This window comes from Sulfitobacter noctilucae, assembly GCF_000622365.1.
Lineage (GTDB): Bacteria > Pseudomonadota > Alphaproteobacteria > Rhodobacterales > Rhodobacteraceae > Sulfitobacter > Sulfitobacter noctilucae.
In genome coordinates this window covers 689925-704360 of the sequence record NZ_JASC01000013.1, presented here as the reverse complement: position 1 = coordinate 704360, position 14436 = coordinate 689925, and the positions used below count along the sequence as shown (strand labels likewise).

Genomic DNA, 14436 nt, shown 5'->3' with positions numbered 1-14436 from the left:
ACACGCTGGATCGGCAGTTCGAAGTTGATGCCCCTGACCGTGTTTGGGTGACCGATATTACCTCCATCAGGACCCATGAAGGCTGGTCGTACCTCGCTGTGGTCATCGACCTGTTCTCACGGCGTGTTGTGGGCTGGTCGATGCAATCCCGAATGACAACTGATCTGGCCTTGCAGGCATTGCTGAGTGCCGTATGGCGGCGCAAACCAAAGCACAGGGTCATGATCCATTCCGACCAGGGGTCACAGTTCACCGGCAAAGAGTGGCAATCGTTTCTCGGCAAACACTATCTGGATGCCAGCATGAGTAGGCGCGGGAATTGTCATGATAACGCAGTCGCCGAGAGCTTCTTTCACTTGCTGAAACGGGAACGCATCAGGCGGCGAACGTACACCACGCGCGACGCAGCAAGGCAGGACGTGTTCGACTACATCGAGATGTTTTACAACCCGACCCGCAAGCACACCAACAACGGAATGCTGTCGCCAATTGACTATGAAACAGAACAGAGGAAAATGAACGAGGCAAGCGTCTAGGAAACTAGGGGCACCTCAGTTCGTTGCTATTATAAATAGCTGCGCACCAAGCTTGCTGCAATCAAGCTCCACCCGTCTGCAACGACAAAAAATGCAAGTTTGAACGGCAGCGATACAATCGCTGGCGGTACCATCATCATCCCCATCGACATGAGGATCGCTGCAACAACCAGATCAATAATAAGGAACGGCAGAAATATCAGAAAGCCGACTTGAAAAGCCCGCGAGATTTCGGACAGCAGAAAACTGGGTACCAAGACGGACAGGGGCGCGTCCGAGTTGGGTTGCGCATCGATTGTGTCGGGTCGCAATTCGGCCATTGCAAAAAAGGTATCGGGATCCATTCTTGCAGCCATGAAACCACGAAAGGGTTCTAGCGTTCGGATGAAAGCAGTTTCAGCGTCGATCTGTTCGTTCGTCAGGGGGCCGATTCCGTTTTCCCAGGCTGCCGTGAAGACAGGCTCCATAACAAAATAGGTCAGAAAAAGAGCCAAGCTCACGATCAACATGTTCGGCGGTGATTGTTGGAGCCCGATCGCTTGCCGAAGAATCGATAAGACAGTGACCAAAAAAGGGAAGCAGGTAACCATAATGGCGAGCCCCGGCGCGATACTAAGGACTGTGACCAATGCAAATAGCTGAATGGTGCGGGCCGAAAGAGATTCATCATCTCCCAAAGAAATAGAAAAGTCTTGCGCACTCGCCGCCTCGGGCCAAAAGCCCAGGGTCAGAAACAGAATGAACGATATGCGCAGCGCGCAGGAAGACCTCACCTTTCTGGCTGCAACTGAAGAATCTCGGTCAGGCGGACAACAAGTTGTCCAGATGTATCCCCCTCTTTCTCTTCCAGCATGCCGCGCGCGATCAAACGCTCCCCTACATAAAGTTCAACAGGGTCATCCACACGGGAATCGAGCGTCAACAGACCATTCTCGCCCAAAGCCATTAGATCGCGGATCAGGGGACGGGCCTTGCCAACGCAAACGCTGACTTCAATCGGGACGGCGGTGAATGGGTTTGCCGGTTCGGCAGCGGTTGTCGTTTGTTCAACCATCTTTAGGCTCCTCTTGTGCGGTATGTACGAATGCGCTGATCGCGTCACTGATGCCTTTAAGAACTGCATCAAGGTTGATTTCTCGTTCGGTGCTGCCCGCGCGCAGATACACCTGACCGGCGGTCATAGAGGCTTCGGTCGCCAACACAAAGGGGACCGCAGCCTGATCGTCCAATAGCTTCCGCACTGCCGCCTCCTTTGCAGGAGATACAACGATCTCGATGGTCGAACCGCTCTCCGCAGCAGTCAAAGCACTGATCTGCGAAAGAACGTGGACACCCAGGCTTTGTGCCGCGACCTCTGGTAAGAGCTTGGCAACCAATTGAGCAAACAGGGGTTTCATCCCTTCGTTCAGCTTGGCGTAGGCTTCGTGATAGGTGAAAGACATATCCTGCAATGTGTTTACAAAATCTGCTGTAAGCTTGGCGTCAGCGTCGACTTGGGCCTTCACCGCATCTTCCCACCCCGCTTGGTAACCAGCCTCGAAACCGGTCAGGCGAATATCTTCGAGTTGATCATCAGTTTGGTTCGAACCTGTGCCAATCGCGGAAGCATCCACATCAAAACTTTGGTAGCGGTGAGAAACGGACATCAGGCGTTCTCTTCTTTCTCTTCGAGCCAGCTGCGCAAAATTTCAACTGTCTCTTCCTGACGTTCTCCGATCATGTTCCGCAATCTGCTTACCGGATCCTCATCGTTGCCGCCCATTATTGGAAAACTCGGCAAATCGCCGGTGTCTCCTTCAAAGGAGCCCCCCATATCAAGCGGTGGCAATTCGAAACTGCCATCGTCTAACTCTCCATCAAGTGCTGCACTATCAGCGATCTTTTCATCTGATGGACCGGGGGGGAGCGCAGCTACTGGACCGGGCTCAGGCGCATCCGGGCGCGAAAGTACCGGACGGATGACAAACAGGCCAAGGATCAAAGTGACCAAAGCGAGAATCGCCATCTGGATGGCAGACATCAAATCAATGTCAAACTGGCTCAGCAGAGAAGTTTCAGCAATCGTGCCGGTGGGCGGCACCGAAAGAAGTGCCATAGACTTAATTGTAATAATATCTCCGCGTGATTCATCAAAGCCCACGGCAGAGGAGACAAGCTCCCGTAACGCCTGCATCTCCTCTTCACCGCGCGGATCTGCGACTGTTTCGCCGGTTGCATCAGTCACCATCGGCTCGTTGACCAGGACCGCGACGGTGACGCGTTTGATAGCACCTGGGGCCCGTACCACCTCACGCTCCGTCTCAGATACTTCATAATTGACCCGCTCGCGCGTTTCGCTGTTTTGCGAAGAAGAACTGTCGCCTGCTCCGCCGCCCTCCTGGTCAGGTAGATTGCTTGCTACAGTGACATCGCCATTGCCCCCATCTGTCGAGGTATTCGTACGTTCTTCGGTATCAGTGCTGATCGCGACACGGCTTTCCGGGTTAAAGACGCGTTCGCGAATCGCTTCACTTTCCGTGACTGTATCGACGGACACCTCAACCACCGCATTGCCAAAACCCACCCGCGCTTCGAGCAAACGTTGCACCCTGTCGCGCAACACTTGCGATATATCATCGCCGCCAATTGCAGGGGTCGCATCATCTGTTTGGCCGATCAGGGCACCGTTCGCATCAATGACCGCGACATCATCGGCAGACAATCCTGCTACAGCGGACGCCACGAGAAAGCGCACCGCCTTGGCCTGGGCCGGTGTCACACCACTGCCATTCGCGGTCAGGGAAACGGAGGCTTTGGGGGTGACGCCTCTTTGAAAAGGGTTGGAACCTGTACTCGCAATATGCACGCGGGCCATTGCGATCTGCGGGCTGGCGACGATGGTGCGTGCCAGTTCGCCCTCTTTTGCGCGCCAATAGGCTGCATCAAACATCTGGGAGGTTGTGCCAAATCCGGTCAGCGTATCCAGGAGCTCGTAGCCTCGGTTACTGTTGGCCGGCAAACCCTCGCTTGCCAGCGTAAGGCGCAGTTGATCACGCTCAGCGGAATCAACAAAGATCGATCCACCGCGTACATCAAAAGTGACGCCCCGCTGCTCCAGCGCGCGGACGACATCGCCGGCGGCACCACTTTCCAGCCCGGCATAAAGCAACGTCATACTAGGTGCCGTTGCCATGCGTGACATAGCGATCACAGCAAAGAACATCGCCCCGGTTGCGAGGATCACGATTATTTGCCGGCGCAGATCAAGCTGCATCCAGACTTTCAGTAACTGCTGCACAATTGCCTCCGTCATACCCTGCGTTCTGCCGGGCGTTGGGCAAGAGATGAACGATCGGGCTTAACATTCGGTTAGTGCAATCGGTTCTATAAGCGATCCAACAACATGAAACGGATGCAAAATGCCCGAAGCTGATACAACAGAAGACGAAAAACCCAAGAAGGCGTCGAAACTGCCTCTGATCATTGGGCTGGTTCTGGCTTTGGCCGGTGGCGGCGGTGGCTTCTACGCAACCTGGAGCGGAATGATTCTCGGTGATGGGCCGGAGACAGCCGAGGCGGAAGAGACACTCGAGATCAAACCAGGTCCGGACGTTTCCTATGTCGACGTTGATCCTTTGGTCATTTCGATGCGCGCACCATCCAACGCGAACCATTTGATGTTCAGAGCGACCCTAGAAGTGCCTGCTCTCGCGCAGGAAACTGTGGAAAAGCTTCTTCCCCGCGTGATCGACGTGTTGAACAGCTATCTGCGAGCGCTGGAGCCGCGCGATCTTGAGGACCCAGCCGCACTTACCCGATTGCGAGCGCAGATGCTTCGCCGCGTGCAGGTGGTCGCGGGCGCTGACAATATCAAAGATCTTCTGATCATGGAATTTGTACTGAACTGAGAGGCACGACGTGGATTTGATTGCTGATATCTTACTGGCTGCCGGCGCGCTTGGTGCGGGGTTCTACTGCCTTGTACTTGGGCGACGGCTGAACCGTTTCAATGACCTGGAAAAAGGGGTCGGTGGAGCGGTCGCGGTTTTGTCTGCTCAAGTGGATGACCTTTCCAAGACCCTGACGGCTGCGCAGAACTCGGCAGGCGCCTCAGCAACGACACTGACAGAGCTTGTGGATCGGGCTGAAGCCACTTCCCGGCAGCTGGAAATGCAAATGGCGTCGTTGCACGACTTGCCGGAGGCGGCTGAAACCGCACCAAAGCCTGATGTACCGGAACGCCCCACGCCCATGCCACCGACGGCTCCAGCAGAGCCAATGTTTACACGACGTCGGGTCGAAGGTGGAGTAAACTAGGATGAAGAAAAGGAAATCGAAATTGCGACGCAGCGGACGGGGCACTGTGCTTTTGATTGCCATAATGCTTTTTTTGTCAGCACTCTTACGACTGGGCCCGGGTGCCGGCAGTGCCATTGCTGAAGCGGTTCAACCCGAAGCTGCATCGCTGAAAGAACAAGAAACGGTACAAGGTGCTGAGGAACAAGTAAGGGACGCTCCCCTAAACCGTACAAAAGTCGGTGGGCTTTTGAAAGCACTACAGGCGCGGGAGACCCGGGTTCGCACACTGGAAAAGCAGATCGAAATACGAACGAGAGCTTTAGCGGTAGCAGATAAAGAAATCACGAAACGGCTAGCGATGCTAGAAGAGGCCGAGGCAAATCTGCGCCGAACGCTATCCCTTACGGATGGTGCCGCAGAAGACGATCTGGCGCGTTTGACCGCTGTCTATGAAAACATGAAACCAAAAGATGCAGCAGCTCTTTTCGCAACAATGGAGCCCGATTTTGCTGCTGGTTTTCTGGGAAGAATGCGACCAGATTACGCCGCTGCGGTCATGACTGGGCTCCCACCGGATGTTGCCTACTCGATAAGCGTAATCTTGGCCGGGCGAAACGCAAATGCTCCGAAGAGTTGAGTCTTGGGTCATTAAAGCAATGAGGAACTGTAGCGCATCCAATGCTGAAAGTTTGTTTGCAGTCGATTAAATCAGTGCAATTTTCTGCTACAATCCTGAGACTTTTTTAACGCCTATTTGTGATGGTTCCGCAGACATTTAACGCATTGGACCCCTCATGATCGGCATCATTGGTATCATCACAATTTTTGTTATGGTTTTTGGCGGCTATCTTGCTGCCGGGGGCAAAATGGGCATCATCCTCAAGTCTTTGCCTTTCGAGATGACCATGATTGGCGGTGCAGCGATTGGTGCCTTTTTGATCAGTAATGATGGGCCGGCCATCAAGCACACCATTAAAGACGTGGGAAAGGTTTTCAAAGGGCCAAAGTGGAAGGCAGACGATTATCGTGATCTTCTTTGCCTTCTGTTTGAATTGATCCGTCTGGCGCGACAAAACCCTGTTGCGATTGAGGAACACATCGAAGCGCCAAGCGACTCATCGATATTCTCAAAATACCCTCGTATCCTAACGGATAAAGAGGCGATTGCACTCATTTGCGACACCATGCGGTCGGCTTCCATGAACTACGATGATCCACATCAGGTGGAAGAAGTTCTGGGAAAACGGATGGAGGCGAATGCCCATCATGCCCTTCATTCCAGCCATGCCTTGCAAACGATGGCCGACGGTCTCCCTGCGCTGGGAATCGTTGCTGCGGTTTTGGGTGTCATCAAAACGATGGCGTCAATTGATCAACCGCCAGAGGTCTTGGGCAAGCTTATCGGTGGCGCTCTAGTCGGTACTTTTTTGGGCGTATTTCTGGCCTATGGTCTGGTGGGCCCCTTCGCGGCAAAAGTAAAAGATGTGACCGAGGACGAGGCTCATTTCTATCAATTGATCCGCGAAGTTCTGGTCGCCAATCTGCACAATCACGCAACAAATATTTGCATTGAAGTTGGTCGACAGAACACGCCCTCGCACACTCGGCCCAGTTTCTCGGATCTTGAAGAAGCCTTGAAAGCTGTCAAGCAGGATGCAGCATGAAGATACGTTACATTCTCATTTTTTTGATCTTTTTTGCAATGCCTATGAGTGTGGCAGCCCAGCAGGCAAAAATACTTTCTGGTGAACATCGGGGCTTCACCAGATTGGTTGCCCCTCTTCCGATTGGCGCAGAATGGAGCATTAGTCACATTGATCGTGAAGTAAAAATTGTCTTACCTGTACCGCAAAAGGGATTTGATATCAGCGAGGTGTTTGACCTTATTCCTCGCGCCCGGATCGCAAAAATCAATCTATTAGATAACGGCTTTATGCTAACTCTCGGGTGCGACTGTTTGGTGGCTCCGTTCGTCGCGCAAGAACGGTTCATTGTTATCGATGTCACATCGCCAGGTGTCAGCCGCACAGTACCGTTTATTAAACGAAACCATCCTGCAGAAGAAGAGGTGGAGGCTGTGGTTTCAGTTGGCGAAGACAGTGTAAAAATGCCTCCTGCACAGTCGAACTCAGTGACCTTGCCTCTGATCGCACCTCGCAAACCTGACGCTTTGACGCCTGAAACACTGCCTATCCTCGCCCGAAGCCCTCTGTCGCAGTTGGAAGAGGATACGTTAGAGGAGATTCAGCAAAGGCTTGCGAGAGAGCTTGGCACCGCTGCGACACGCGGCATGTTGACCCCGCTCCCCGGTGCGCCAGTGCCAAGCGCGAAGAGCAAGCAAGCCGATCCGGCGATCGAACTCAGAGCGAAAACTCTAAAAAAGCCAGAAGTCGTTGGCGGGCTTGTGAATAACATGCGTATCTCCTCAAGCCGCGACATTCCGGAACTTGAACTGGGGGCACAAGAAACTCAGTCTTTATCTGGTTTACAGTGTCCTGCGGATGCACTGATCAATCCCGCCGATTGGGTCAATGACAGTGGGTTTATCCAGCAAACTGGCAAAGTGCGACAAGCACTTTATGGCGAGTTTGACCGATTGAACCTGCCCGCAGCTTTGGAGTTGGCGAAGCTATATCTACATTATGGATTTGGTGCCGAAGCTATTCAGGTATTGGAGCTTGATCCTGCATTGGCGTCTCAGCATTCGATGCTGATTGATATTGCACACATTATGGAGCATGGAGAGGCGCGGCCCGAAAGCAATCTACCACAGTTGCTCGACTGTACATCAGATGTTGCACTATGGGCGATACTTGCAAGGCCAACCATTGGTGTTGCGAAAACAATCGATCCAAAGCCTGCGCTGCTGGCCCTGAACAAGCAACCGGTGCACCTGAGACAATTTCTCGCGCCTGCATTGAGTCGACGGTTTCTGTCCCATGGTGATACAGAAGCCGCAGCTTCGGCCTTGCGCAATCTTCAACGGCTGCCCAGTCCTTTGAACCCGCCCGCAAAACTGGCGCAAGCGAGTATCGAGATTGAGGATGGCGATGTGCAAGGTGGCACTGCGACTTTGGCTGCTGTGGTTGAAGACAATACCGAACAGTCGCCGGAGGCATTGATTGCCCTGATAGACGCTCGCCTCAGCGCCAACCAGCCGATTGATGTTGAAACCGCAGGCCTCGTCGAAGCCTATGCAAAAGAACTAAGCGGTTCAGAGTTAGGCGCAGAATTGCGCAGAGCGCATGTACTCGCCTTGGTTAAGTCTGGCCAATTTGACCGCGCAATAGAGGCAAGCATCGCATTGGGTGGCGCTGATGACGAACCAGCATCTATCAAATTGCGCCTTCAACTCTTGGAAGAACTTACCGCCACAGCAAACGATGTGGTGTTTCTTGACCATGTCTTTGCGCAATCTCCAAAAGACATCAAAAAGCTACCCATACGACCCAAGTTGGATTTGGCCCACCGGCTGGTCGATCTTGGCTTTAGCCTTCAAGCGGAAGAGGTGATCGGGAGCGTCCCTACCCACCCACGCAACGAGCAACGACAGATACTTGCAGGGCGAATTGCTCTGGATTTGGGTCAACCAATGCGTGCGCAATCTGAATTAGCAGAGATTTCCGGCGAGACCGCAGATGCCCTGCGGGCGTCAGCCAAAGAAATGGCTGGTGCCCATAAGGAAGCCTATGCCATCTACAATGACTTGCAGAATGCGCCTGCAGCAATTCAATCCGCTTGGCTGGCTGAGGACACCGAAGCGCTGGCATTGACGAATGATACCGTCTTCAGTCCGGTTCTTGCGCTCGATGGCAGCGCCATTCCGCCATCTGCCGAGATTAGTGGAATGCTGGCCCGCACCACGGCAGCAATAGATGAAAGCGCCTCCGCTCGCGATGCACTTTCCAACATGCTGAATTCCCCTGAAACTCGGATTGGTCCATCATCTATCGGACAATAATGCTGAAAATGGAAATTTGTGAACCACCCGCGCTGAGTTACCTTTCATAAACCAAGGCCGCGTAGCTTGAACCTGTCACAGAACGTGATGTGGAGACGGTAGAATGCGATTATTCTTGGAATTACAGGTTATCCTCACCTGTTTATTCAGTTGTGTGCTAATTGGATGGGCCCCCGCTCCGGCCGCTGCCTTCGAAGACCCTGCGCAAATCTGTGAAGACGCTTTGGTGCGCATAGCTTTAGAAGCAAGCGTTCCCTTGGACGTTCTGCGGGGGATATTTCGATCCGAAACGGCCAGTACTGACAGCGCTAGCTTACACCCCTGGCCATGGACCGTGAACGTAAACGGCAGCAGCTTGTGGTTCGATAAGCCTCAGCAGGGAAAAGCACATGTGTTTCGGCATTTCATAGCAGGCGCGCGCGACATTAATATTGGCTGCTTTCAAATCAACTATCGACTGCACAGCCAAGCATTCAAGTCGATTGACGAGATGTTTGACCCTTTGATCAATGCGCGGCACGTCGCACGAGTTCTCAAACAACTTTATACCCAGCAAGGCGATTGGACCAAGGCCGTCGTCGCATACCAGTCCGAACCCCCCCAGTTTGCTCAACTCAATGCTCAGCAAAATTCTGCAATCAGTCAAGATTTTGGGACCAACAAAGCTACCAAAGCCCCCGCGATCTCGACGGGTTTGACCCTCGTTCCCGAAACGGCTGCAGACAAGCGCACCGCAAAGAGCACAAGCGATTCAGCCAGCCTCTTCGCTACAGATTTCGGGGGCTGAACCGTGAAACAGCTCAACGCTCAGGCCATATTCAACCCCACGATCTTGCTTGCCGTCGCCCTTATGGCGGTGATCGTAATGATGATCTTGCCCATGCCCTCTTGGGTGTTGGACACTGGCCTTGCGGTATCTTTCGCCCTCGCAATTCTGATTTTCACAGTCACCCTTTTTATTGAACGCCCCTTGGATTTCTCGGCTTTCCCGACAATCCTGCTGGCTTCGTTGATGTTGCGGTTGTCGCTCAACGTCTCTTCGACAAAACTGATTATCGGTGAAGGCCACACTGGCACCAACGCTGCCGGGGATGTGATCGAAAGTTTCGCCCAATTTGTCATGGGCGGATCGGTCTTTCTGGGCTTGGTCGTGTTTTGCGTACTATTGATCGTGAATTTCATGGTGATCAACAAAGGGGCCACGCGCATGGCCGAAGTGGGTGCCCGCTTTGCGCTTGATGGCATGCCGGGCAAACAGATGGCCATCGATAGTGACATGTCGGCTGGCGCGATTACCCATGTCGAAGCCAAAGAGCGCCGCGAACGCGAGCAGCAGGAAACCACCTTCTTCGGGTCGTTGGACGGTGCCTCTAAGTTCGTCAAAGGTGATGCAGTCGCCGGCCTGCTGATCACCCTTCTCAATCTGGTTGCCGGCCTTGTCATGGGTGTGGCCGTTCATGGCATGGCAGTTGGCGACGCTTTTGAAACTTATGCCATTCTGACGGTCGGGGACGGTTTGGTTTCGCAAATTCCAGCCGTCATTATTTCCATAGCCTCTGCGCTTTTGTTGGCACGAGGCGGCACCCATGGCGCAACAGACCTTGCAATATTCAACCAACTTGGAAAGTACCCGTCGGCACTAGCCACCGTTGCGGTGCTAATGTTCGCCTTCGGCCTCTTTCCCGGATTGCCGTTTTTACCGTTTATGGTGGGCGGAGTCGGTTTGGCCGTAGCCGCCTATGTTGGCTATGCTGCTGCGAAAAAAGCCAAGGATGTTCAGCCTGTCGCGGATATGTCCGACGCACTACCGCCCGAAAAATCGTTGGGCGACATCCTTGAGCTGGATGATGTGCATGTCGAATTCGCGCCAGACCTTGTCAATATGGTGCTCGACCCCGGGACCGGCCTCGACACCCGCATCAGCAAGATGCGCACACATGTCGCGTCTGTCTTTGGACTGATCCTACCGGAGATCCGACTTACCGATAACTCCGCCCTGAGCACCGGCACCTATGTCATTCGCATTCAGGGGGTCGAGCAGGCCCGCGCAGAATTGAACCCCGAGCAGATTCTCGCTCTTGCGCCCGAAGATCGCGGCGCGCTCCCAGGCGGGACCGACACGGTCGAGCCCGTCTATGGTGCCCCTGCCCGTTGGATTAACAACAAAGACAGGGAGGCCGCGGTACTAGCTGGCGTCACACTGGTCACCCCGACTGAGATCCTGGCGACTCATCTACTGGAGGTGATCAAGCACAACTTCAGCCGTTTGCTGACCCTGAAATCGCTACGCAGAACCCTGAACGAAATGTCAAATATCTCTAATCCGGTACGGGCGGAAGCCAACCGCAAGATGCTGGACGAAATGATTCCCGATAAGGTGCCGATTGACGTGCTTCATGCGGTGTTGCGCCTGTTGTTGGACGAGCAGGTTTCGATACGCAATCTACCGCTGATCCTTGAGGCTGTTGCAGAGGCACGCGGCCAGAATGCCCAACCCGAAGCGATCTGCGAACATGTTCGCCAACGATTGGGTTTTCAACTCGTTGCGGAACTGCGGCGTATGGACGGGACACTTCCGCTTGTTCAGCTTGCTCCCGAATGGGAAGACACGTTTGCCACCTATCAGGTCGATAGCGATCGGGGCGTGGATATTGCTCTACCGCCAGAGTTGTTCAACAAATTGGCGGAGAGGGCGTCTGACAAGCTAAGCGACGCAGGGCAAAACGGAATTTATCCGGCGCTGGTCACCAATACCCGCCGGCGGCGTTTCCTGCGGACGGTGATGCAAGCCCGCGGCATTTCAAACCCGGTGCTGTCCTTCGAAGAAATAGGATTGGACGCGCGACCTTCGTTGGTTGGAGTGGTCGACGCATGACAGGGCAGTTGGCCAATTTGCTGAATATCTCGAACGACTTCCTGTGGCATGGCATTGCCGTATTTCTACGTGTCGGTGCCCTGGTTGCACTTCTGCCCGCTTTTGGCGAACGTACCGTGCCAGCGCGGATCAAGCTGGTCATCGTTTTGTGTTTCGTATTGATTGTCGCACCCGCTATCCGTCTAACTGATCGGACCCCGAGTTTCGATACGCTTACTCTGTTGGTAATGACCGAAACACTTGCCGGTTTTCTGCTGGGGATTGGTATCCGGCTTTTCGTACTTGCGCTTCAAACTGCAGGTTCCATAGCTGCACAATCAACATCGCTTTCACAAATTCTTGGTGGGGCTGTGTCAGACCCACTTCCCGCGATGGGGTACATCCTGATCATCGCCGGCTTGGCGCTTGTGACCATAACAGGGCTTCATATAAAAGCCGCGTCTTTGATCATCCTATCTTATGATCTGCTGCCGATGGGTCAGTTCCCCGGTGGTAGTACTGTATCAACGTGGGGTGTTTCCCGAATTGCACAGGCTTTTGGGCTGGCTTTCACGTTGGCGGCACCATTCGTCATTTTATCAATCATTTACAATTTGACCCTTGGCGCGATCAATAAAGCGATGCCGCAGTTGATGGTCGCGTTTGTCGGCGCTCCTGTCATCACCGCCGGGGGGCTTTTCGTTCTGGCACTGGCTTCACCTTTTATGCTCCAGCACTGGATGCAGGCGCTTGATGCCTACCTCGCCAACCCGTTTCGGATGCCGCCATGAGTGGTGACGAGGATGACAACGCCAAGACCTTTGACGCCACGCCGCAAAAGCTTCTTGAAGCACGCAGAAAAGGCGAGATCGCCAAATCAACCGATTTGATGACAGCAGCCGGTTACGCCGGGCTTTTGATTGCGGTGACAATGTTCGGCGCAACCGGCGTACGCGAGGCAGGTACAGCTTTGATGATCATGATTGATCAGGCCACCAATCTCGCGCCGCTGTTTTTTGAAGGTGAACCTGCGGCACCGATGGCAGGTCTGATGATTCCAGTGATCACAGGTCTTGCACCGCTTTTTGTTCTGCCCGCACTTGCGGTCGTCCTTTCAGTCTTTGCCCAACGCGCATGGGTATTTGCACCCAGCAAGCTTGCACCCAAACTCTCGCGCATATCAATCTTGGCCAACGCCAAGAACAAATTCGGACGGTCCGGCGTATTCGAATGGATCAAAAGCTTTACGAAGCTGCTATTCTACTCTTGCTGTCTTGCGTTCTTTATCGCGGGTCGGATGCCCGACATGATCGCCGTGCTGCATACCGAACCTCACCTCGTACTCGCGCTTTTGACGGAACTCTGCATCGCATTTATGTTCATTGTCGTTCTGATTTCCGGCGGCATCGGAACAATTGACGCGGTGTGGCAGCACTTTGAACATCTGCGCAAAAACATGATGTCGCACAAAGAACTTATGGACGAAGCAAAAAATGCGGAAGGCGACCCGCATATGAAACAGGAGCGGCGTCAGAGAGCGATGTCGATTGCGCAAAACCAGATGTTGGCCGATGTACCGGCTGCGGATGTGGTCGTGGTCAACCCGACCCATTATGCTGTTGCCCTGAAATGGAACCGTGAGAAAGGCTCCGCACCGGTCTGCGTTGCCAAAGGCGTCGACGAAATTGCTAAGGCCATTCGTGAAATTGCGCAGGAACACGGGGTGCCCATCCATAGTGACCCGCCCACCGCGCGGTCTCTTCATGCGACAACCGACATTGGCGATCAAATTGCACCAGATCTCTATCGCGCGGTGGCTGCCGCCATCCGCTTTGCCGAAGACATGCGCCAGCGTGCGCGGGGGAAGGTATGAGCGATTGCGCCGCACTCGAAGAATTGCTGGCGGTCAGCCAACTCCGGTATGATCACCAGCGCCAAGCATTCGAAAAAATTCTGGGTAAAGAAAGCCGGCTACGGGTTGAACTTGCACGATTGGACGAGATGGGGCGCAGTACTGCACAGGAGGCTGAGGCGGTCGATTCGATGCGAGCTATTGGTGCCGATCTGCTATGGCAGGGTTGGCTTGGTCGCTCGCGGACAAAGCTCAACATGCAATTAGCCCGAATTCTCGCGATAAAGGAGTTCGAGCAGCGCAAAGTAAAGCGAGCATTTGGTAAGGTTATCGCCCTCGAGGAAGTGATCCGCGAACAGAAAAAAATTAAGCGCGCCGATACCGCGCGCCGCATGTTGGACCAGGCGGTTGAACACTCCCTGACAAACCGAAACGAGAACCTTTAGTAATCTTGCCGCGCGATTTCGAGGATCAAGACGTCTTTTATGATGTCTGCACCCATATCTTTTTGGCCAACCTCGCGCAGTGCGTTGCGTAGAAGTTCGAGATTTGGAGCAGACGTAAAAGCACCATCGAACCCGCCGATATTAGCGTGGTCAAACAGCACTTGGAGAAAACTGTCTCTCAGTTTCGGCTCACGTTGGAAAACGCCGTCTTTGAAACCTTCGGGCACTTCGATGCTAAGCGCGAGAACAACCAAAGCGACGACCGCCTGATCTTTCACGATTGGAACGACAAACTGATTGCTTAGTTTGACATATTCCATCTGAGGCGCGGGATTGTCAGGGCCAAAAGGTTCTTCTTTTTCGACTTTAGCAGCCTGATCCACAGTCTGTTCGGTTTCGACAGAGCCTTCCTCCGCCGCTGGGCGGAGGACCATACCCGCCCCAACCCCGACGCCGGAACCAACAAGCAGGAACACGATCGGCAATATCTTCTTCAGCATAAGGTATTC

16 protein-coding genes are annotated in these 14436 nt (G+C 53.7%); 11 read left to right on the top strand and 5 right to left on the bottom strand.

What is annotated here, in order from left to right:
* Positions 1 to 536, top strand: a 536-nt coding sequence (locus tag Z945_RS0110150) for an IS3 family transposase (RefSeq protein ID WP_025051997.1), incomplete at its 5' end; no start/stop codon positions are given.
* A gap of 29 nt (positions 537 to 565) precedes the next feature.
* Here the strand turns inward: Z945_RS0110150 and fliP are convergent.
* From fliP to fliF, 4 genes are read right to left on the bottom strand one after another with little or no spacing between them, the layout of a single operon-like run.
* Positions 566 to 1291 (bottom strand): flagellar type III secretion system pore protein FliP, encoded by a 726-nt coding sequence (fliP, locus tag Z945_RS0110145; protein ID WP_025051996.1) that lies wholly within the window; start codon positions 1289 to 1291, stop codon positions 566 to 568.
* A gap of 14 nt (positions 1292 to 1305) precedes the next feature.
* On the bottom strand, positions 1306 to 1590 hold the full coding sequence (locus tag Z945_RS0110140; RefSeq protein WP_025051995.1) for a FliM/FliN family flagellar motor switch protein: 285 nt from the start codon (positions 1588 to 1590) through the stop codon (positions 1306 to 1308).
* Complete coding sequence (locus Z945_RS0110135) at positions 1583 to 2182, bottom strand: FliH/SctL family protein (protein WP_025051994.1); 600 nt, start codon at positions 2180 to 2182, stop codon at positions 1583 to 1585. Before Z945_RS0110135 ends, Z945_RS0110140 begins: the two co-directional genes overlap by 8 nt.
* Positions 2182 to 3828 carry a flagellar basal-body MS-ring/collar protein FliF gene (gene fliF / locus Z945_RS0110130; RefSeq protein ID WP_241434488.1) on the bottom strand — a complete coding sequence of 549 codons (1647 nt, stop codon included), beginning with the start codon at positions 3826 to 3828 and terminating at the stop codon, positions 2182 to 2184. Before fliF ends, Z945_RS0110135 begins: the two co-directional genes overlap by 1 nt.
* A gap of 106 nt (positions 3829 to 3934) precedes the next feature.
* Here fliF and Z945_RS0110125 point away from each other — a divergent pair, with 106 nt between their 5' ends.
* The 10 genes from Z945_RS0110125 (at position 3935) to Z945_RS20085 (ending at position 13927) form a co-directional block, all read left to right on the top strand.
* Entirely contained in the window at positions 3935 to 4423 is a 489-nt protein-coding gene (locus Z945_RS0110125; RefSeq protein WP_025051992.1) for a flagellar basal body-associated FliL family protein, read from the top strand.
* 10 nt (positions 4424 to 4433) lie between these two features.
* Positions 4434 to 4832, top strand: coding sequence for a hypothetical protein (locus Z945_RS0110120; protein WP_025051991.1), 399 nt, complete (start codon positions 4434 to 4436; stop codon positions 4830 to 4832).
* A gap of 1 nt (position 4833) precedes the next feature.
* On the top strand, positions 4834 to 5451 hold the full coding sequence (locus Z945_RS0110115; protein WP_025051990.1) for a MotE family protein: 618 nt from the start codon (positions 4834 to 4836) through the stop codon (positions 5449 to 5451).
* A 157-nt stretch (positions 5452 to 5608) separates the two neighbouring features.
* Positions 5609 to 6478, top strand: a complete 870-nt coding sequence (gene motA, locus Z945_RS0110110; RefSeq protein WP_025051989.1) for a flagellar motor stator protein MotA — start codon at positions 5609 to 5611, stop codon at positions 6476 to 6478.
* A complete protein-coding gene (locus tag Z945_RS0110105; RefSeq protein WP_025051988.1) occupies positions 6475 to 8775 on the top strand; it encodes a hypothetical protein in 2301 nt (766 codons plus the stop codon). Before motA ends, Z945_RS0110105 begins: the two co-directional genes overlap by 4 nt.
* Positions 8776 to 9109: 334 nt before the next feature.
* The gene (locus Z945_RS19605; RefSeq protein WP_161634088.1) at positions 9110 to 9562 is read left to right on the top strand and encodes a transglycosylase SLT domain-containing protein; all 453 of its coding nucleotides are present in this window, start codon (positions 9110 to 9112) and stop codon (positions 9560 to 9562) included.
* Positions 9563 to 9625: 63 nt separating this feature from the next.
* Positions 9626 to 11650 carry a flagellar biosynthesis protein FlhA gene (gene flhA / locus Z945_RS0110095; protein WP_420911459.1) on the top strand — a complete coding sequence of 675 codons (2025 nt, stop codon included), beginning with the start codon at positions 9626 to 9628 and terminating at the stop codon, positions 11648 to 11650.
* Complete coding sequence (locus Z945_RS0110090; RefSeq protein ID WP_025051985.1) at positions 11647 to 12420, top strand: flagellar biosynthetic protein FliR; 774 nt, start codon at positions 11647 to 11649, stop codon at positions 12418 to 12420. Before flhA ends, Z945_RS0110090 begins: the two co-directional genes overlap by 4 nt.
* The gene (locus Z945_RS0110085; RefSeq protein ID WP_025051984.1) at positions 12417 to 13502 is read left to right on the top strand and encodes an EscU/YscU/HrcU family type III secretion system export apparatus switch protein; all 1086 of its coding nucleotides are present in this window, start codon (positions 12417 to 12419) and stop codon (positions 13500 to 13502) included. Before Z945_RS0110090 ends, Z945_RS0110085 begins: the two co-directional genes overlap by 4 nt.
* The gene (locus Z945_RS20085) at positions 13499 to 13927 is read left to right on the top strand and encodes a hypothetical protein (protein WP_025051983.1); all 429 of its coding nucleotides are present in this window, start codon (positions 13499 to 13501) and stop codon (positions 13925 to 13927) included. Before Z945_RS0110085 ends, Z945_RS20085 begins: the two co-directional genes overlap by 4 nt.
* Here Z945_RS20085 and Z945_RS0110075 read toward each other — a convergent pair.
* Positions 13924 to 14427, bottom strand: a complete 504-nt coding sequence (locus Z945_RS0110075) for a hypothetical protein (protein ID WP_025051982.1) — start codon at positions 14425 to 14427, stop codon at positions 13924 to 13926. The two genes, Z945_RS20085 and Z945_RS0110075, sit on opposite strands and share 4 nt — an antisense overlap.
* Between the last annotated feature and the right edge of the window lie 9 nt (positions 14428 to 14436).